14 protein-coding genes are annotated in these 19,827 nt (G+C 52.0%); all 14 read right to left on the bottom strand.

The genetic code is table 11. The features are described 5' to 3' along the window. Nucleotides 1-108: 108 nt before the first annotated feature. Entirely contained in the window at nucleotides 109-3,306 is a 3,198-nt protein-coding gene (gene carB / locus DWZ56_RS12340) for a carbamoyl-phosphate synthase large subunit (protein ID WP_118556948.1), read from the bottom strand. Then, nucleotides 3,299-4,378, bottom strand: coding sequence for a carbamoyl phosphate synthase small subunit (locus tag DWZ56_RS12335; RefSeq protein ID WP_118556947.1), 1,080 nt, complete (start codon nucleotides 4,376-4,378; stop codon nucleotides 3,299-3,301). Before DWZ56_RS12335 ends, carB begins: the two co-directional genes overlap by 8 nt. A 544-nt stretch (nucleotides 4,379-4,922) precedes the next feature. Then, nucleotides 4,923-5,135, bottom strand: coding sequence for a helix-turn-helix domain-containing protein (locus DWZ56_RS12330; RefSeq protein ID WP_118556946.1), 213 nt, complete (start codon nucleotides 5,133-5,135; stop codon nucleotides 4,923-4,925). 483 nt (nucleotides 5,136-5,618) lie between these two features. Next, a complete protein-coding gene (locus DWZ56_RS12325; protein WP_118556945.1) occupies nucleotides 5,619-6,881 on the bottom strand; it encodes a peptidoglycan-binding protein in 1,263 nt (420 codons plus the stop codon). Between the two features lie 105 nt (nucleotides 6,882-6,986). Next, entirely contained in the window at nucleotides 6,987-7,769 is a 783-nt protein-coding gene (locus tag DWZ56_RS12320; RefSeq protein ID WP_118557113.1) for an N-acetylmuramoyl-L-alanine amidase, read from the bottom strand. A gap of 48 nt (nucleotides 7,770-7,817) precedes the next feature. Continuing rightward, nucleotides 7,818-8,699 (bottom strand): YitT family protein, encoded by an 882-nt coding sequence (locus DWZ56_RS12315; protein ID WP_243095233.1) that lies wholly within the window; start codon nucleotides 8,697-8,699, stop codon nucleotides 7,818-7,820. Between the two features lie 21 nt (nucleotides 8,700-8,720). Further along, a complete protein-coding gene (locus DWZ56_RS12310; RefSeq protein WP_118556944.1) occupies nucleotides 8,721-9,791 on the bottom strand; it encodes a branched-chain amino acid aminotransferase in 1,071 nt (356 codons plus the stop codon). Between the two features lie 373 nt (nucleotides 9,792-10,164). Continuing rightward, nucleotides 10,165-10,653: a dihydrofolate reductase gene (locus tag DWZ56_RS12305; RefSeq protein ID WP_118556943.1), complete on the bottom strand. Its 489-nt coding sequence runs from the start codon at nucleotides 10,651-10,653 to the stop codon at nucleotides 10,165-10,167. Between the two features lie 14 nt (nucleotides 10,654-10,667). After that, nucleotides 10,668-11,498 (bottom strand): thymidylate synthase, encoded by an 831-nt coding sequence (gene thyA / locus DWZ56_RS12300; protein ID WP_118556942.1) that lies wholly within the window; start codon nucleotides 11,496-11,498, stop codon nucleotides 10,668-10,670. 128 nt (nucleotides 11,499-11,626) lie between these two features. Then, nucleotides 11,627-12,310 (bottom strand): RidA family protein, encoded by a 684-nt coding sequence (locus DWZ56_RS12295; RefSeq protein ID WP_118556941.1) that lies wholly within the window; start codon nucleotides 12,308-12,310, stop codon nucleotides 11,627-11,629. Nucleotides 12,311-12,377: 67 nt separating this feature from the next. Then, on the bottom strand, nucleotides 12,378-13,049 hold the full coding sequence (locus DWZ56_RS12290) for a DUF6320 domain-containing protein (protein WP_118556940.1): 672 nt from the start codon (nucleotides 13,047-13,049) through the stop codon (nucleotides 12,378-12,380). Beyond that, nucleotides 13,050-14,420, bottom strand: coding sequence for a hypothetical protein (locus DWZ56_RS12285; protein WP_118556939.1), 1,371 nt, complete (start codon nucleotides 14,418-14,420; stop codon nucleotides 13,050-13,052). Beyond that, entirely contained in the window at nucleotides 14,410-15,375 is a 966-nt protein-coding gene (locus DWZ56_RS12280) for an alpha/beta hydrolase (RefSeq protein ID WP_118556938.1), read from the bottom strand. Before DWZ56_RS12280 ends, DWZ56_RS12285 begins: the two co-directional genes overlap by 11 nt. 20 nt (nucleotides 15,376-15,395) lie before the next feature. Beyond that, nucleotides 15,396-19,817, bottom strand: coding sequence for a PolC-type DNA polymerase III (locus tag DWZ56_RS12275; RefSeq protein WP_118556937.1), 4,422 nt, complete (start codon nucleotides 19,815-19,817; stop codon nucleotides 15,396-15,398). Nucleotides 19,818-19,827 lie beyond the last annotated feature (10 nt).

Raw genomic sequence — 19,827 nt, 5'->3', positions numbered from 1 at the left:
CAGTAACACTCTTTTCGTTTACAGCTTTCGTAAACCCAAGCAGGAGCCGTCCCATGACAGCATCATGGGCGGCTCCTGCAATATTATAATTTTCAGCTATCAGCTCATTCATCCGATCCTGGCAATATCTACCGGGGTGAGTTCCTCCTGCCTGCTCTCAAGGCTTGTCAGCAGGGCGTTGGCCGTATCCAGGCTGGTCAGGCAATTCACGCCGGTCTCTATGGCATGGCGGCGGATCAGAAACCCGTCGTGGCTTCTTAGATTTCCCTGATTCGGCGTATCGATGACCAGATCGATCTTATGGTCCAGGATCAGTTCCAGAAGGTTCGGGGATTCCTGCTCCAGCTTATTGATGCGGATCGCAAACACACCGTTTTCATTCAGCACGCGGCAGGTGCCGCCGGTGGCGAATATAGTATATCCCAGGGCTTTAAACCTCCGGCCAACCTCCACCGCCTCCGGCTTGTCCGCATCCTTCACCGTGATCACCATCTGCCGGGTCTTCGGCAGACGGATGCCCGCGCCCAGAAACGCCTTGTACAGCGCCTCATGAAAGGTCTTTGCAATGCCCAGCACTTCACCGGTGGATTTCATCTCCGGCCCCAATCCGATGTCGGCTCCCCGCAGTTTTTCAAAAGAGAATACCGGCATCTTAACCGCCACATATTCCGATTCCGGCCAGAGCCCGGGCCGGTATCCCATCTCCTGTATGGAACGGCCGGTAATCACTTCGGAGGCCAGCTTCACAATCGGGAGGCCGGTCACCTTGCTGATATAAGGCACAGTCCGGCTGGAGCGGGGATTTACCTCAATCACATAGACTTCACCCTCATGAACGATGAACTGGATATTAATCAGGCCTTTCACATGCAGTGCCCTGGCCAGTTTCCGGGTATAATCCACGATCACATGTTTCATTTCTCCCGACAAGCTCTGTGCGGGATATACGGAAATGCTGTCCCCGGAATGGATGCCCGCCCGCTCGATATGCTCCATGATGCCCGGAATCAGGATCTCTTCACCGTCACAGACCGCGTCCACCTCCACTTCCCTGCCCACCAGATATTTATCAACCAGGATCGGATGCTCCTGCACATTCCGGTTGATGATCGCCATGAACTCCCGGATATCCTGATCGTTGATCGCGATCTGCATGCCTGCGCCCCCCAATACATAGGACGGGCGGATCAGCACCGGGTAGCCCAGCCGGTTTGCAACCGCAAGAGCTTCTTCGCAGGTAAAGACCGTATCGCCCGCCGGTCTCGGGATGCAGCATTCCTCCAGGATCCGGTCAAACAGCTCCCGGTCTTCAGCCGCATCCACATCCCCGGCGGAGGTTCCCAGGATCTTAACCCCCATCTTCATCAGGGCCTCTGTCAGCTTGATCGCTGTCTGGCCGCCGAACTGCACCACTGCGCCGTCCGGTTTTTCCAGATCTACAATGCTCTCCACATCCTCCGGCGTCAGCGGCTCGAAGTAGAGCTTATCGGCTATATCAAAATCCGTGCTCACCGTTTCCGGATTGTTATTGACGATAATTGTCTCATACCCGCAGTCCTTAAATGCCCAGACGCTGTGCACCGAGCAATAATCAAACTCTATTCCCTGGCCGATCCGGATCGGGCCGGAGCCCAGCACCATGATCTTTTTCTTTGTGCCGGCGGGTTCCACCTCATTTTCCCCGTCAAAACAGGAGTAATAATAAGGAGTGGAGGCGGAAAATTCCGCCGCACAGGTATCCACCGTTTTATAGGAGGCCGTGATGCCCCATTCCCTTCTTAAGCCTCTGATCTCCTCTTCTCTTTTGCCCGTCAAAGCCGCAATAACGCGGTCCGGATATTCCAGACGCTTTGCCTCTCTTAAAAGCTCCGGCGTCAGAGGATACTCTTTTAAAGACTGCTCCATTTCCACCAGCACGGCGATCTTATCCAAAAACCACAGGTCGATCCTGGTCACTTCATGGATTTCTTCAAGGGGAATTCCCCTGCGGATGCATTCCGCCGCACAGAATATCCTGCGGTCGTCCACCCGATACAGACACACTTTTAATTTCTCCGTATCCATCTCTGCAAATTCCGGATAGATGAGGCTGTAGAGGTTCTGCTCCAGCGAACGGATCGCCTTCATCAGCGCACCTTCAAAATTCGTGCAGATACTCATGACTTCGCCGGTAGCTTTCATCTGGGTTGTCAGCGTGCGCTTCGCATGAATGAATTTATCAAAGGGCCACTTCGGTATCTTCACCACGCAGTAATCCAGCGCCGGTTCAAAGCTGGCATAGGTCTTTTGCGTGATGGCGTTAGGGATTTCATCCAGCGTATAGCCCAGAGCGATCTTGGCCGCCACCTTTGCGATGGGATACCCTGTAGCCTTGGAAGCCAGGGCGGAAGAACGGCTCACCCGGGGATTTACCTCGATCACACAGTATTCGAAACTGTCAGGATTGAGCGCGTACTGCACATTGCAGCCGCCGGTAATGCGAAGCTCGCTTATGATATTTAAGGCTGATGTCCTAAGCATCTGGTATTCCTTGTCAGCCAGGGTCTGAGACGGAGCGACCACAATGCTGTCACCGGTATGCACACCCACCGGATCCAGGTTTTCCATATTGCATACCGTGATGCAGTTGCCGGCCGCATCCCTCATCACTTCGTACTCGATTTCCTTCCAGCCCGCGATGCAGCGTTCCACCAGCACCTGTCCCACACGGCTTAGGCGCAGTCCGTTGGAAAGGATGTCCACCAGCTCTTTCTCGTTGGAAGCGATGCCTCCCCCGCTGCCGCCTAAGGTATAAGCCGGGCGCAGCACCACCGGATAGCCGATGGTATTGGTGAACGCAATGCCGGAAGACACATCGGTAACGACGGCGGACGGCGCCACCGGTTCCCCGATCTTTTCCATCGCAGCCTTGAATTCCTGGCGGTCCTCCGCCTTTTTAATCGTGTCCGGCGTAGTGCCGATGAGCCGTACCCGATTTTCCTTTAAAAAACCCGCTTCCTCCAGTTCCATAGCCAGGTTCAGCGCGGCCTGTCCGCCCAGGGTGGGCAGCACGCTGTCGGGCTTTTCTTTTAAGATAATCTGCTCCACCACTTCCACCGTGAGAGGTTCGATGTAGACTTGATCGGCAATGTCTTTATCTGTCATGATGGTGGCAGGGTTGGAATTCACCAGCACCACCTCTATTCCCTCTTCCTTCAGGGAACGGCAGGCCTGGGTACCCGCGTAGTCAAATTCCGCCGCCTGGCCGATCACAATCGGGCCGGAGCCGATCACAAGCACCTTTTTAATTTCCGGATTCTTAGGCATCTGCATTCACCTCCATCATTTTTAAGAAACGGTCAAACAAAAATCCTGTATCCTGCGGGCCCGGGCAGGCTTCTGGATGAAACTGCACCGTAAACACCGGTTTCCCGATATAGGAGAGCCCTTCATTAGTCCCGTCATTCACATTGACAAATGACGCCCTGGCCACATTCCGGTCCAGTGTATCCATATCCACCACATAACCATGGTTCTGTGAAGATATATAGACCCTTCCCGTCTCCAGATCCTTTACCGGATGATTGCCTCCTCTGTGGCCGTATTTCATTTTATAGGTATCCGCCCCCGTGGCCAGCGCCATCAGCTGATGTCCCAGGCAGATTGCAAATACAGGTGTATTGGAATCGTATATTTTTTTGATTTCAGCAATGATGCCCGTACATTCCTTAGGATCTCCGGGTCCATTGGATAACATGATGCCGTCAGGCCTGCCTGCGAGGATTTCCTCTGCCGCAGTCTCTGCCGGATAGACGGTGACTTCGCATCCGCGGTCATTCAAAGATTGTGCAATATTGTCTTTTGCTCCAAAATCCAGAAGTGCAACTCTCGGTCCGCTGCCGGGCCATATCTTTTTCTCCTTCAAGGTGACTTTTTTTACGACGCCGGAAGGAACGTATTCCCTGATCTTAGGCAGCACCGCGTCCAGTGAGTATTTCTCATCCGTCGTGATCATGCCGTTCATTGTGCCTTTTTCACGGAGCCTCTTAGTCAGAGCCCTGGTGTCGATCCCGCTGATGCCGGGTATATCATATTTCTCAAGGAAATGCTGTATAGAATCTTCACTTCTGAAATTGCTGGGCCGTCTGGACAGCTCACGGACGATATATCCGTCCGGCCAGGGCTTCGCGGATTCCATATCCTCATAGCAGATACCGTAATTGCCGATCAGCGGATAAGTCATCACCACTGCCTGTCCCGCATAGGACGGATCCGTCAGCACCTCCAGATAACCGGCCATAGAAGTATTAAATACAATTTCACTGATGACTTCCCGGGCGGTACCGATGCTGGTCCCGGCATATACCGTTCCGTCTTCCAGAATCAGAAAAGCTTTCATATATCCTCTTCCTTTCTTGTCACCAGCCGGAGGCTGATGACCTACGCACACTTTACGTGTGCTTCCTCTTCCCTGTCACCAGCCGGAGGCTGATGGTGGAAACAATGGAAATCTTTGCATAAAAATAGAGATACTCTGGCTCAGACTATCCCCATTGATAATTGTCTGCGGCAACCTCACCGCCTTTTCCTTTTCAATTTGTTCCCAAATTGTTAAGAGTGTACCACACTCTCCGACAGATTTCAACCCCTTTTTTTAAATTTTTATTATGTTTTTTATCATGTATATTTATTCATAATATATTATAGATATTCACAATATGGCACCCATAGACGCACGTTACCGTGACAACGGATCCCCCTATTTTAACGAATCTTAATAAATCCCGCTTACGTGATTCTCCGCCTGCGATGGGTGCTTCGGCGGCATCATGCCTTCCCGCCGCAATACAATCCTAGGTGAAGCTTTCTATTTCACAAGCTGTACCTATGAAGGCAAAAAGAGAACAGCCCCCACTGCACGCTGTTCTCTTAGCGAATCCAATTTATTTTTCGTCCGGCACAAATTCCAATATATCCCCCGGCTGACAGTCCAGAACCTGGCATATGGCATCCAGCGTAGTGAACCGTATGGCCTTGGCCTTATTGTTCTTCAATATGGATAAATTGGCCATGGTGATATCCACCCGGGAGGAAAGCTCTGTCAGCCCGATTTTCCTTTTCGCCATCATCACGTCCAGATTTACTATGATTCCCATAAATACTCCTATCTGATGTAACTTCTGATATCGTCTCAATGCCCCTTCAGCGCGATATAATGTCTGCCGACATTATATCATGTCAGCAAGCTGACATGACCCTCCGGGGGATGCGCATGATTTTCTGCGGTAATTGTCTGCTTCGCAGACGAAAATCAGCGCGATATAATGTCTGCCGACATTATATCATGTCAGTCCCTGCATTTCAATATCATTTTATCGTTTTTCGATATATTCAACGGAACCGGTGCTACTGTTCACACGCTGCCGATAAAGCAGCGCAAGACAGGGCCGGGGATATTCCTCATAGGGATCCCGCAAAGCCCGCACAAGGAAGCGCACTGATGTGCGCGCAGGTCATCAACCTGGCGGTTGGTGACGATCTGCGCGCTTCACGGAGCGAGAGCGGGTCCCAATGAGGAATATCCCCGGCCCTGTCTTGCGCGGGAACTCTGCGGTATCAGCGAACAGTAACCGGAGCCATCAGTCTAATTCCGCAATCCTCGTTATCCCCACAAAGATCTGCGAAACCTTATACCAGGTCCTGTAATCCGTCACCCCGGTCTGCGGCAGGCCGAACACATTCTGAAACTCGCGGACAGCATCCTTCGTATTCTGACCGTAGATGCCGTCCACCACCAGAGACGGTATCGCCGAATATACGCTGGCGACGGTATTGAGCTGCTCCTGCAGCTGGCGCACTTTGTCTCCGGAAGCCCCGATATCCAGATCGTATCCCGGCCAGGAGGAAGGAATGCCGGCAACCTGCTCCGCCGTGTTGATATACATATCATCGCCATAATAATAGCGCAGGATCTCAATCGGACTGTAGCCCTGAGCTCCCAGATCACTGGATCCCCACTGTGACATCCAGTTCGGGCACTGCACCCTCCGTCCGTCGCAGTACTGTGTCAGAATCGGCTGCTTCACATCGGGGCGGGAAAGGTAATTGGCAAAAACATCGTCTACGATCACGGATATTTCTGAAAATACATTCCGTCCGAATATCCACTTATGATCAAAGGCGGTAGAGGACGTAATCGTAAAATCATAGCCTTTGTTGCGATACCACTCCGTATAGACGCGGTTTAATGTAAAGGACATGATCGCCAGCACATTGGCCGTTATGGAGGATTCCGGCCAGGTGGCATAGATCTCGCTGGAAGCCACGTTTTTGATATAATCCCGGTATGGCACGTAATAATTCTGGGCCGTCGTGTCCGTGGGAACGCCGTCATGTACAATCACTGTTTCTGGAACCACCACACGGCTAAGCACGATCTCCCCGGTCTCTCCCACCGGCTTGATTTCCGCCTCCGGCATCTTCGCCGGGTAGATCCCATACAGCGTATGGTCCGGGATTACGATCGGCTGCGGATTTTCCCTGTCCTCCAGCGGAATCAGTCTTACCGGCTGTATGGCGATCACGCCGGGCAGCACTTCCGTTCCGCTCACGACCTGCGTTTCAAAGCCCGGAGCGGATACCTGCAGCGTGTATTCCGCATAGGGCATGGTCTCCGAAGGCTGCAGGCTGTATTCCAGCGGAGGAGTTGCCAATTCCAGGTTTTCCGTCTGTCCGGAGGAATCTGTTGTAACCTGCTCTATGGTGCTGTCCGGTTCTCCGGTATAGGAAATAGCGACCGTCGCTCCCGATATAGGAAAATTATTGAGAGCAGAAGTAACATCCACCTGCAGAGTCCCCTTATCGGGTGCATCCACGGCCTGATTTTTCAGTCTGTAATTCATAATGCACTCACCTTACCTGATGCCGCGAAAGCGGCAACCATATCTTTCCAGATAATATATGCAAAAAACAGAGGAAAATGAACCTGTTTCCTCTGTTTTCGTCCGTCAGGTGGTGATAAATGTATTGTATCCCCAATTGCGCAGGGTCTGTTCCATCCGTACCGCATTATCCAGCAGCGCGAAAGCGCCTACCTGCACGCGGTACAATCCGTCCTGGTAGGTGATAAATGCGGGAAAGCCTTCGCTTAACAGCTGATTTAAGAGCTGGTTTGCCAGGCCGCTGACCCGGTAAGCCCCTACCTGCACACGGTAAAGCTTCTGCTCTTCCTCCGGCTCCTCGTTTCGTAAGGTTTCCATGATGCCGTCCGCGATCGCTCTGGCCACCATATCAAAATTAGCATCGAAGATACGGTTATCCTCTTCGGAATTGAGGTACCCCACCTCCACCAGCACCGCCGGCATCTTTGTGCGTTTCAGCACAATCAGCGAAGGGCTGGCTTTGACTCCCCGGTTCACAAAGCCTGCGGATTCCAGCTCAGCGTTGATGTTGCGCGCAGCCTCGGCACGGATTCCGTCATCGGAAAACACCAGGGACTCCACCCCATCCATGGTATTGGGCTCGGGCGACGCATCCCTGTGCAGGGAGACAAACAGATCTGCGCCGGAATTATTGCCTATGACCGCCTTCTCAAAAGGTGTATCGAAGACATCCGTCGTTCGGGTAAAAACAACGTTATATCCATTGTCCTCCAATATCTGGCCGACTGCCTGCGCCAGATTCAGCACGTCATCCTTCTCATTGCGTCCCTGATAGACTGCACCGGGATCGCTGCCGCCGTGGCCGGGATCTAATATCACTTTATAAGGCAAGAGAAAATCTCCTTCCATCATCCTTTGTATTAGGATATGGAACCTGCCCCGGATTTGTTCCTGTTCTTACAGCTTCTTTAAAAAATTCCCCGTGATATCCGGGCCTTCCTCAACGATCACAAACGCCTCCGGATTATGCCCGTAAACAATGCGGCGCAGCTGCCCGACTTCGTACTTTGACAGCAGCACATACAAAATCTGCTCTTCCTCTCCGGTATAAGCTCCTCTGGCATCCCACACCGTCACGCCGCGGCCGAGTTCCTTCATAACCTCCCCGGCAATCTGATCCGCCGCTTTCTTTGTGATCACCACCGCCTGTACATTGATATTCTGCAGATGCACCTTATCGATGACCATGGAATAAAACACCGTATAGATCACCGAATACACCACGATTTCCGCATTAAACATCACCGCGCAGACCGCGTAGATGCCCACATTGACGATCAGCGACATCCGGCCGACGCCGGAATTTTTATTTTTCTTCGCGAAGTACAGGCCGACGATATCCAGACCTCCGCCGGAGCTGCCTTCCTTTAAGACCAGGCCGATGCCGTATCCGGCCACTATGCCGCCGATAAAACAGGATGCCAGCGGCTCCTCTATCAGAGGAGCCTTCGGGATCGGTATGAGCGACATAAACAGGGTCAGGGTGGTGACACAGAGTATGGTCTTAACCATAAAGACACGCCCCATCACCCTGTATCCCATAAACAGCACCGGCAGGTTAATGATCCAGAACACCACGCCGGCGATATCAAAATCCCCCGCGTTCAGATGCAGATATTCCACTAAAACTGTGCGGATGATCTGGCTGATTCCTACGAACCCGCCGCTGTAGAGCCCGATGGGCACCGTAAATAAATTGACTCCGGCCGCAAAAATCGCTGTGCCAAACACCGCAGTGAGCGTTCTGCGGATCTCATATCTGTTCAGTAATTCTTTCACATTCGTATCCCCTCATCGGGATTATTTTACTTCTACACTCCAGCCTTTCGGTCCCTGGATTCTTCCCAGCTGTATGCCGGTGATGGTTTCATAGATGCGGTGGGACAGTTCGCCGATCTTACCGCCGCCGATTTCCATCACATCGTTCTCATAGCGCAGCGCGCCAACCGGAGAGATGACCGCTGCGGTTCCGGTGCCGAAAGCTTCTTCCATGGCGCCTGTTCTCGCAGCTTCCACCACTTCGTCAACAGAGATCTGGCGTTCTTCTACCGGGATGCCCCATTCTCTGCACAGGCAGAGCACAGAGTCCCTCGTCACACCGGGCAGGATGCTGCCGTTTAAGGCAGGCGTCACCACTGTGCCGTTGATCTTGAACATGATGTTCATCGCGCCTACCTCTTCTATATATTTTCTGTGCACGCCGTCCAGCCACAGCACCTGGCTGTAACCGTCGTCATGGGCTTTCACCTGCGCTTTTAAGCTGGCGACATAATTGCCGCCGGTCTTGGCTTCGCCGATGCCGCCTCTTACCGCTCTGACGTACTCATCTTCAATCCAGATCTTAACCGGATTCAAGCCTTCGGGATAGTAGGCTCCTACCGGGGACAGAATAATCATAAATTTGTATGTATCAGAAGGACGCACACCTAAGAACGGGTCCGTCGCTATGATAAACGGACGGATATAAAGGGAGGTGCCTTCCTTATGGGGAATCCACGCCTCATCCACCTTTACTACAGTCTTAAGCGCCTGCAGGAAATCCTCCGCCGGTATCTCCGGGATGCAGATCCTGCGGTTGGTGCGGTTGGCCCTTTCAATATTTTTATCCGGGCGGAACAGCAGGGTCCTGCCGTCTGCCGCCTTATATGCTTTCAGCCCTTCAAACATTTCCTGCCCGTAATGAAATACCATGCAGGACGGCTCAAGGGAAATCGGCTGATAGGGAACGACACGGGGATCAATCCATCCCTGACCTTTTACATAATCCATGACAAACATGTGATCCGTAAAAATGGTTCCGAATACCAGGGGATTGTCTTCACCCGGGATTGGCTTTGGATTTGTTGTTTTCTCAATTCTGATATCTAACATAGCTTTTTCTCTCCTCTTCCTGTTTTCCAGCGCGTTGTGCCATGCCAGCGGCTAACTGTTATTATGTATCCAAATAAACGCGATGTCAATAGTTTTTAGGAGCCGGCCTGGGCACACTTGCTGTTTACAACTGCCGTAGACTTCCCGCGTATGGCAGGACGGAGTATGGTCCTCATCGTGACACGCTCTCGCTCCGTGAAGCGCGCAGCGGTTCTAACGCTGCAAACTACGCAGCGAAAGAACCGGCGGGCTTCAAGGGATCCCGATGAGGACCATACTCCGTCCTGCCATACGCTGCTTTGTCAGCAGCCATAAATAATAACACCCCAGATGACAGACCAGGCCTGCTTTTCATTGGAACTGGCGGGGAATGCTATGCGCGGATATATTTGCGGAAATAGTACTCCAGGTTGAAGTAGGTCTGCTCTTCGCTTTCCTCTAAGAGTTTCCAATCGGGGTGTTCGTCCAGATTGGGGAATGCGGTATCCGCTTCATATTCGTAATCGATGTAGGTGATATAGGCCGTATCGCATAAGGGCAGGAACATACGGTATATCTGTTCCCCGCCGATGATGAATGCTTCCTTGTCCGTATAGCTCTCAAGGATCTTTAAGGCTTCTTCCTTGCTGTGGGCGATCACGGCGCCTTTTGGACGGTAATTTTCATCCCTGGTCAGTACCAGGTTCACGCGGCCGATCAGAGGCTGGCCGCCCGGAAAGCTTTCCAGTGTTTTTCTGCCCATGACCACTACACTGTTTTTCGTGATCTCACGGAAATTTTTCATGTCAGCCGGGATCCGCACCAGCAGATCCCCTTTGTAGCCGATATTCCATCTTTTATCCACCGCTGCTATGAGTTTCATATTCTTCTCCTTTTTTAAACCGCGACCTCGATTGACTGCTCCAGCTTATGATATTTGTAGTTAATAAGTTTTACGCTGTCCGCCGTGAACTGATAGAAATCCGTCACTTCCGGATCTATCCAGAAGTCCGGCGCTTCATACGGCGTCCGCTCAATCAGCTCCTTAATGATCGGCACATGGCGGTCGTAGATATGGGCATCCGCGATCACATGCAAGAGTTCTCCCGCTTTAAGGCCGCTCACCTGGGCGATCATATGCACGAGCACCGCGTACTGGCAGAGATTCCAGTTATTGGCCGTCAGCATATCCTGGGAACGCTGGTTTAAAATGGCGTTGAGCCGGCCGTTTCCCACATTAAACGTCATGCTGTAAGCACAGGGGTACAGATTCATCTCGTGCAGATCCTCGTGATTGTAGATATTGGTCAGGATGCGCCTGCTGGCCGGATTGTGTTTCAGATCATAGAGCACGCGGTCTACCTGGTCAAACATGCCCTCGCTGTAACGGTGCTTGACCCCCAGCTGATAGCCATAAGCCTTGCCGATGGAGCCCTCCTCATCCGCCCAGGAATCCCAGATATGGCTGTTTAAGTCGTGTATGTTGTTGGATTTTTTCTGCCAGATCCACAGAAGTTCATCCGTGCAGGACTTAAAGGCCGTGCGGCGCAGTGTCATGACCGGAAACTCTCCGGAAAGATCATAGCGGTTTACCAGTCCGAATTTTTTTACCGTATGGGCGGGCGTACCGTCCTTCCAGCGGGGACGCACCTCACAGTCCGTATCCCAGACCCCGTTTTCCAGGATGTCCCTGCAGTTTTGTATAAAGATCTGATCCGCAAAGCTCATAGATCGATTCATCCTCCTTTTTATGTCACCAACCGAAGGTTGATGACCTATGCACACCTCAGTGTGCTTCCGCTTATTTATGTCACCAACCGAAGGTTGATGACCTGCGCACACTTCAGTGTGCAGTTTTACTTTTTACGGTTGTCAATGTCATCCATCTGCGAATTCAAATCATCAAGACGGCATTCCAAGTCATCTAAACGCTCCTCAGCATCCTCCAAATCAGAGTCCAGCACAGCGCCGATTGTACATTTATCGAAATTTAATGTGCAGTCATTTCCAAGTCCAATATCTCCTATAGGGGTGCTATTACAGGTTATACTGCAGCTTGGGCCGGCTTCCATATTTTCAATCCGGCAGTCATTAAAGGATATCTCCTTATTTTCACCAAACGCAATCGTATTTAATTTCTTTTCCAAGCAGGAAATTCTCTCTTCCAGGGCTTCCATGGACCCGTTATGAGACTTGTAAGCCACACCGTCTATCTGGCATAAACATCTTTCATCAAGAAACTCTGTAATAATTGTCATTCTTGCCGGATATTCCTTGTTAAAATATTCACAGAACACTTCCCTGGCACCGCCAAAATCTTCTTTGTTTTTTAGGTAAAGGTTAATCTGAATCATATCATCCAGTGTTCCGCCTACGGAGGCAAGTGTGCGTTTTATACTTTCAAATGCAGCCCGCATTTGATGCGCAATTTCCTGCTTATCAAATCCTCCGGCATGATGTGCAAGATAAATAAAATCTCCGGCAACAACACAAGATGAACAAGTTTCATCTCCACAGTGTGTAGGCATTCTTTTTATCATTTCTATTCCTCCTAATGTATAAATACAGGGTTTCAGTATCCAACTGCACTTTTTATTGCCAGGCTTCTTAAAGATGAAGCCGCCGTTTTAAATCCGCCGCTATATTTTCCCCCTGATAGATTACAATCGCTGCCAAAAAGATGATGCTGGCGGCCACACAGATCAGCGGCAGGTAAACGTAATTAACAAGTCCTGTAAGCAGAAAAATCAGCGGCACTATGCCAAACAGGCAGCCCAGAACCGAATAAATCAAATATTCTTCCACACAGACCTTCATGACCCTGCTCACGATGGTCATGGAAAGCATGGCTACCAGACAGATGCCCGGCACCACAAAATCCAGCGACCAGCCGTGCCAGCCTGTGAAATAGTCCCAGAGGATGGACAGCACTGAGACCAGAAACAGCTGCCACAGGATATGCTTGAGTATATTCTTGCGCTTCTGGATTGCAATCCAGAGCGTCAGCCACAGGCACACGGCCGCCCCCAGGACAATCAGAGACCAGCCGCCGCTCTCCGGCAGCATCCAGTTGACCGCGAGGGAAACCACCACACAGACCACCGTGACAAAAACCAGTGTTTTAAACAGCATATGGTGCTGCCGGTATATGGTCGGAATCACAGGAAATACCTCTTCCTCCTCCGTCTTATCATCCAGTTCCACCAGGTCGGCCTGACAGAGAGGACAGCGGGGCTGGCCGCCGGTCACATTGACTTTACAGCTGTTGCAGTACTTCATTTACTCTCCCCCTTCCAGTTCCTCCGGAAAACGGTTGGATGTGACGGTCACCGGAATTCCCAGTTCCACCAGCGCTCTGAAAAAATTCTTTTCCAGATCAGAATCCACAAAGGGACCGGAAAAACTCATCCGCAGCACTCCGTTAAAGGAGCACATGCACATCTGAACCTTCTCGCAGCTGCAGAATACATCAAATTCTTCGATATACGGGCAGAGGGCTTCCGGCATGACCACCCGGCCCACATTGGACAGCGATGCGGTCAGACCGGCCGCCGCAACCCTATATCCGATTTTCATAAAGAAATCCTTCAGCACCAGAGGCGCGATTCTCGCGAACGGATTGTGCTCCAAAGCTCCCAGCTTATGCATGCGGATCTCCAGACGGTTCGGCGTCAGCTCCTCCTTCAGCACCTGATCCACATAAGCGGTAACGCTCTCCAGATCATCCGGCATGCTGTTAAAATCATAGCCTACCTGAACCACCCCAAAGAAATTTCTCGCGGATGCGGAAGGGAAATAATTGCGCAGGTTCACAGGGATATCCAGCGTCACAGGCTTCTTTCTCTGGCGGGCCGGCATAATCTGATAGATTGAGCGCAGCATCACCGCCGCCAGCAGCGTGGTCAGCGTAATTCCCCTCTTTCTGGCCTCCGTAAGCAAAGGTTTTACCGGGGCGCAGCCCTCGATCACCCTCATGCGGTGCTCACTGTATCTGGTCCCGGACAGCTGATAGGCGCCGTACCTCATCCTCTGTCTCCTGCTCTTAGGGCCTGACATGGACTTTTTCTCATAGTAACGATCAAAGCTGTCATCCTGCATCTGCGCCGCAGAGGCATCCAGCGCCATCACGACTTCACGTTCATTGAGCTCCGGGTGAACCGTCAGCAAATAATGGTATACCAGAACCTGCAGGAAAAACATGGCGCCTGTACCGTCTGTCAGCGCGTGAAATACCTCCAGGTTGATGCGCTTTTTATAGTAAGAAACCCGAAACAGCAGATTTTTCACGTTTTCATCGTAGAGAGGACTTAGAAGCTGGATCTGTTCTTCTGCCACCGCCGGCCTCTTGTCCGTATGTTCGAGATAATACCAGAACAGGCCCTTTTTCATCACGCTAAGAAAGACCGGGAAACGTTCCAGCGTCTTATCGAGAGCCTGCGTCAGAGCGGCTTCATCAATGTCTTCCGTCAGACCGCAGGCAAAACGGAAGACCTTCGCATCCGCCTTGCTGCTGGTCACCGGAAATATTTTTGCAGCATTGTCCAATGGATTCCATTGGCGGAAATGCTTACGTTTCATGCTATCAGAACCTTTCTGTTCCAAACAGCTGTTTAAGCTTTCACAGCTGATCTGTTTCTGTCTAATTTTCACTGCTGATCTGCTGGGGTGAAGGCATGTCCTCCGACCGGCTGAACGCCCGGATCAGCTCATAGCACAGGCCTACTGCCGGAAAACGCGGAGACAGGGAGAAAAAGCCGTGCAGCACATCGGGAATTCTGTAAAGCAGGACCTCACTGCCGGCTTTAGCCAGCCGGTCCGCATAGGCTTCACCCTCGTCACGCAGCGGGTCATACTCCGCCGTAATCACCATGGTTCTCGGCTGCCCGCTTAAATCCTTTGCCAGATACGGCGCAAAATAGGGATTTAGCAGATCCTCCGGGCCGCTCTGGTACAGTTCCATATAGTCCCGCATAGTTTTGCTGGTCAGCAGATAGTCCGTCCCGTTTTCCTGTACGGACGGAAACGGTGAGTTCTCCGAATAGTCATTATAAACGGCCGGGTAGATCAGTATCTGCCTGTCCGGGAGAAATTCACGGCGCTCCTGGGCCATCAGGGATACGGCAGCCGCCAGATTGCCGCCGGCGCTGTCACCGATCAGCGTAATCTGCTCCGGCTCCACACCGAAGAGCTCTTCCGGATTTAGATAAACCTCTTTCGCCACCTGGTAGCAGTCCATAAGCCCTTCCGGAAACCGGTGCTCCGGCGCCAGCCTGTAATCCACCGACACCACCAGCTGTCCGGTCAGGGCTGCCAGCCTGGTGCAGACATTATTATAGCTGTCAATATTGCCGGTCACCCATCCTCCGCCATGGAAAAAGAGCAGCACAGGAGGATGCTCAAGTTCCTGTTTGGGCGAAAAAATCCGCACCGGAATCTCCCGTCCGGACAGCTCCACCTTATGATCCCAGGTCTTATAAAAGGGTCTCAAATAGGGCGGATGTGCCAGGTTGATCACCTGGCGCACCGCCTTGTAATTCTTCTTCATCTGTATATCCGGATAGGACAACGCCTTAAGAGCTGCCTGCATCGCCTTGTTCAGTGCCATGAAAACCTCCGTTTCTTATACTAGTCGAAAGCCAGATCAAACAGTGACATCTGGTTGGTATTCGGCAGATCTCCGAACAGCCCCAGCCCGCCCATCACGTCGATGGTTGTTTTGCTGACCTTGGTGCGCTGCCAGAAGTCCTCTTTGGAGAGGAATTTTCCCTTCTTCGCCTCTTCCACCACAGCCTCCGCAGCCTTGTCGCCCATGCCGTCGATGCTGTTTAAGGAGGGCATGATTTTGTTATTTACAATCTTAAAGCGTCCGGCATCCGCCTGATAGATATCGATGGGCTCAAACTCAAAGCCCCTCGCATACATCTCCTGGACAATTCTCATATCCCTTAAGGTGTCCTGCTCTTTCGCCGTCAGCTTATCCTGATTTCTCTTGTAGTTCTCCAGGTGGCGCTCCAGCACATCCCTGCCCTGGCACATCAGTTCATACGAAAAACCGGAAGCGCGGATGCTAAAGAAAGACGCGTAATAGGCCAGCGGATAAAAGATCTTGCAGTAAGCGATACGCCACGCCATCATAACATAGGCCGCTGCATGGGCCTTGGGAAACATGTACTTGATCTTCTTACAGGATTCGATATACCAGTCCGGCACATCGTGCTTTCGCATCTCCTCCTCCCACTCCGGTTTTAACCCCTTGCCCTTACGCACACCCTCCATGATGGTAAAAGAGAGCTCGGAATCCAACCCGCGGTAGATCAGATAGATCATGATGTCGTCACGGGTACAGATCGCGGTCTGAATCGTGGCGGTGCCGCTTAGGATCAGATCCTGGGCATTGCCCAGCCACACATCGGTACCGTGGGCCAGGCCGGCGATGCGGACCAGATCCGAAAAATACTTCGGCTTGGTATCAAGAAGCATCTGCATGGCGAAATCGGTGCCGAACTCCGGCACGCCCAGCGCGCCCAGCGGACAGCCGCCTATATCCGACGGCTTGATGCCCAGCGCATCCGTGCTGTAAAAAAGGCTCATCACTTCCTTGCTGTCCAGCGGTATCTCCCTGGCGTTGATGCCGGTCAGATCCTCCAACATGCGGATCATGGTCGGATCATCATGGCCGAGAATATCGAGCTTTAACAGGTTATGGTCAATGGAGTGGTAATCGAAATGTGTCGTCACAGTCTTCGTGGTCATATCGTTGGCCGGCCTCTGAATCGGCGTAAAGGAATAGATCTCTTCGCCGTGGGGCATTACGATGATACCGCCCGGATGCTGACCCGTGGTTCTCTTAACACCCACGCAGCCCTGGACAATCCGGTTGATCTCACATTTTCGCTTTCTCTGGCCCCGCTCTTCGTAGAAATTCTTCACATAGCCGTATGCGGTCTTATCCGCCAGTGTGCCGATGGTGCCCGCGCGGAAGGTATAACCCTTGCCGAAGATGACCTCGGTGTAGTCGTGGGCCTTGCTCTGGTACTCGCCGGAAAAGTTCAGGTCGATATCCGGCTCCTTGTTGCCCTTAAATCCCAGGAAAGTTTCAAATGGGATGTCAAAGCCGTCCTTTTTCAGCGATTTCCCGCAGACCGGGCAGTCCCGATCCGGCATGTCACAGCCCGCCATGCCCTCAAACTGTTTGACCTCTTCGGAATCAAAGTCGTAAAAATGGCAGTGCGGACAGAAATAATGGGGCGGCAGGGGGTTCACCTCCGTGATTCCGGCCATCGTCGCCACAAAGGAAGATCCTACCGATCCGCGGGAACCCACCAGATATCCGTCTGCATTGGATTTATGCACCAGCTTCTGGGCGATGATATACATTACGGCAAACCCGTTGGATATTATGGAGTTTAATTCTCTCTCCAGACGGTTCACAACAATCTCGGGGAGGTTCTCGCCGTACTGGCCGTGAGCGGTTTGATAGCAGATCTCCCTTAGCGTCTTATCGGAATCCGGAATGACCGGAGGGCATTTATCCGGCCGTACCGGATCGATCTTTTCACACATATCCGCAATCAGGTTGGTGTTTTCGATCACCACCTCCTCGGCTTTCTCACTGCCCAGATATTCAAATTCCCTAAGCATCTCCTCGGTGGTCCTAAGAAACAGCGGCGCCTGGTCCTCCGCGTCGTCGAAGCCCTTGCCGGCCATGATGATCGTACGGTAGATCGAATCCTCCGGATTCAGGAAATGAACGTCGCAAGTGGCCACCACCGGCTTTGAAAACTGCTCTCCCAGCTGCACGATCCTGCGGTTTAAATCCATCAGATCCTCATCGTTATTGGGGGAGTATTTATCGCTCCTAAGCATGAAACGGTTGTTGCCGATGGGCTGTATCTCCAGATAATCGTAAAAGCGGACCAGCCTGGAAATCTCCGCATCGTCCGCCCCGGAGAGAATTGCCTGGAACAGCTCGCCGGACTCACAGGCGGAGCCGATGATCAGCCCTTCCCGGTATTTCTGCAGCAGGCTTTTGGGAATACGCGGCCTTCTGGCATAATAGGTGATATGGGATTCCGATACCAGCCGGTAGAGATTTACGCGTCCGGTCTCATTTTTGGCCAGCAGGATGATATGATAGGTCGGCATACGCTTGATCATATCCGGCGTAAATACGCCCAGCTCATTGACCTGTGACAGGTCCGAAATCTCCTGCTCTTTTAACATTCCCAGAAACTTTAAGAAAATGTATGCCGTGCACTCCGCGTCGTCCACCGCCCGGTGATGGTTTTCCAATGATACATCCAGCGCCTTGGCCACCGTATCCAGCTTATACTTTTTAAGTGTCGGAAGCAGCACCCTGGCAAGCCCCACGGTATCCACCACCGTAGGCAGGAAGGAAAAGCCCTGGTTCTGGGCGTTGTGGGTTACAAACCCTATATCAAATGAGGCGTTATGGGCAACCATGACCGCATCCTTTGAAAATTCCAGGAATTCAGGCAGCACTCGCTCGATGGAAGGCGCTTCCAGCACCATGGAATCGCTGATTCCTGTCAGCTTCTCTATCTCAAACGGAATCGGCACATCGGGATTTACGAAGGTGGAAAAACGGTCCGTGATCTTTCCGCCCGTGATCTTCACCGCTCCGATTTCGATGATCCTGTTCTGGGTTGCGCTAAGCCCCGTCGTCTCCAGGTCAAATACCACGTAAGTCTGATCCAGGCTCTGCTCCTTAGGGCGCACAACGATGTCCTTCATATCGTCCACCAGATAGCCTTCCATGCCATAGATCACCTTGAAAGGGTCCTTGCTTCCCACCGTATGAAATGCGTCGGTAAAGCCCTGCACGACCCCGTGGTCCGTCAGAGCCAGCGCCGTATGCCCCCAGCTCTGGGCACATTTTAACAGATCCGGCACCGAAGCCACCGCATCCATCTCGCTCATCTTGGAATGGCAGTGCAGCTCCACCCGCTTTTTCAGGCTGTGATCCATACGCTTTTTGCCCACCTCATCGGCCTTTTTAATGCCGGCAACAGAGGAAAGCACAAGCTCCCCGTCAAATTTATCGATGTTGGACACACCCTTAATGAGTATGTTGGAACCGATCTTGACCGCCTCCAGCACCTCATCGATGCGCTCTTTTTTCGTAAACATCTTAACCGTGATGGTATCGCTGTAATCGGTCACATCAAAGATCACCATGAAATTACCGGTGCGCAGCTCCCGGTTCTCAAACGTGATGATCTTTCCGTGGACTGCCACTTCTCCCATCTCGCCCACGATCTGATCCATCGGCGTCACCGGATCGTCAAAATCCCGGCCGTAGAGCACATCCGGATTGCTGGATTTTTTCTGACGGTCATAGCCCTGCTTCTGATAGCCCTTGCTCTTATTAAACTCCGGTTTCTTCGGCGCAGGCGCATCGGCGGGCTTTTCCTCCGGCGCGGATGCGCCTGTATCCTGGCTGTTAGCGGTTATGCCTTCTGCAATTTTGGCGGCCTCCGCCTGCATGAGGCGCTCATTTTCTTCCGCCACGCTGCTGGCGGCAGTCGGGCGGAAAAGGATGCGCACCTCCACGCCAAAGGCAAAACGCTCGTTGAAGATCTTTTCCAGCACGCCCTTCAGATCATCCGCCTTGGTATGGCTGACCATGCCGTCATCCACTGTGACCGTCATCAGATCCGCCTGCGGGAACTCGACCTTTGCCTTGCGGAACATATTGTACTCTAACATGCTGTAGTTTTTCAGTTCCAGCAGTATGCTGTCGCGGTACACATCCAGCAGTTTTTCCGGCGTATACTGTTCTGACAGCTCGTATTTTTCTATGATTTTAATCAGCAGATCCTTGGTGGGAAACAGCTGTTTTTTTATATTGGCCTCCAGGACAAAGATATTTTTCTTATGTATCAGCCGCGGGCAGTGAATATAGATGCGGACGGCGCGCCTGTCCTTAGACGGCACGATCTTCTCCACATCCACCAAACCCAGCAGCTCTTTCATATCGTCCGCCACCTGAAGGTTCGGAATGACCTCAGTAAATTTTTTCGCCAAAACTGTTCAC

Origin of the sequence: Lachnotalea sp. AF33-28, from assembly GCF_003477885.1 — a bacterium.
Lineage (GTDB): Bacteria > Bacillota > Clostridia > Lachnospirales > Lachnospiraceae > AF33-28.
This window is presented reverse-complemented; position numbering and strand designations above follow the sequence as displayed.

What these genes read in the sequence shown, in the direction of transcription:
- DWZ56_RS12310 (WP_118556944.1), bottom strand. Translation starts at nt 9,791, where the DNA reads ATGTTAGATATCAGAATTGAGAAAACAACAAATCCAAAGCCAATCCCG.
- DWZ56_RS12335 (WP_118556947.1), bottom strand. Translation starts at nt 4,378, where the DNA reads ATGAAAGCTTTTCTGATTCTGGAAGACGGAACGGTATATGCCGGGACC.
- DWZ56_RS12320 (WP_118557113.1), bottom strand. Translation starts at nt 7,769, where the DNA reads ATGGAAGGAGATTTTCTCTTGCCTTATAAAGTGATATTAGATCCCGGC.
- DWZ56_RS12295 (WP_118556941.1), bottom strand. Translation starts at nt 12,310, where the DNA reads ATGATAAAAAGAATGCCTACACACTGTGGAGATGAAACTTGTTCATCT.
- DWZ56_RS12325 (WP_118556945.1), bottom strand. Translation starts at nt 6,881, where the DNA reads ATGAATTACAGACTGAAAAATCAGGCCGTGGATGCACCCGATAAGGGG.
- carB (WP_118556948.1), bottom strand. Translation starts at nt 3,306, where the DNA reads ATGCCTAAGAATCCGGAAATTAAAAAGGTGCTTGTGATCGGCTCCGGC.
- DWZ56_RS12280 (WP_118556938.1), bottom strand. Translation starts at nt 15,375, where the DNA reads ATGGCACTGAACAAGGCGATGCAGGCAGCTCTTAAGGCGTTGTCCTAT.
- DWZ56_RS12330 (WP_118556946.1), bottom strand. Translation starts at nt 5,135, where the DNA reads ATGGGAATCATAGTAAATCTGGACGTGATGATGGCGAAAAGGAAAATC.
- DWZ56_RS12305 (WP_118556943.1), bottom strand. Translation starts at nt 10,653, where the DNA reads ATGAAACTCATAGCAGCGGTGGATAAAAGATGGAATATCGGCTACAAA.
- thyA (WP_118556942.1), bottom strand. Translation starts at nt 11,498, where the DNA reads ATGAGCTTTGCGGATCAGATCTTTATACAAAACTGCAGGGACATCCTG.
- DWZ56_RS12290 (WP_118556940.1), bottom strand. Translation starts at nt 13,049, where the DNA reads ATGAAGTACTGCAACAGCTGTAAAGTCAATGTGACCGGCGGCCAGCCC.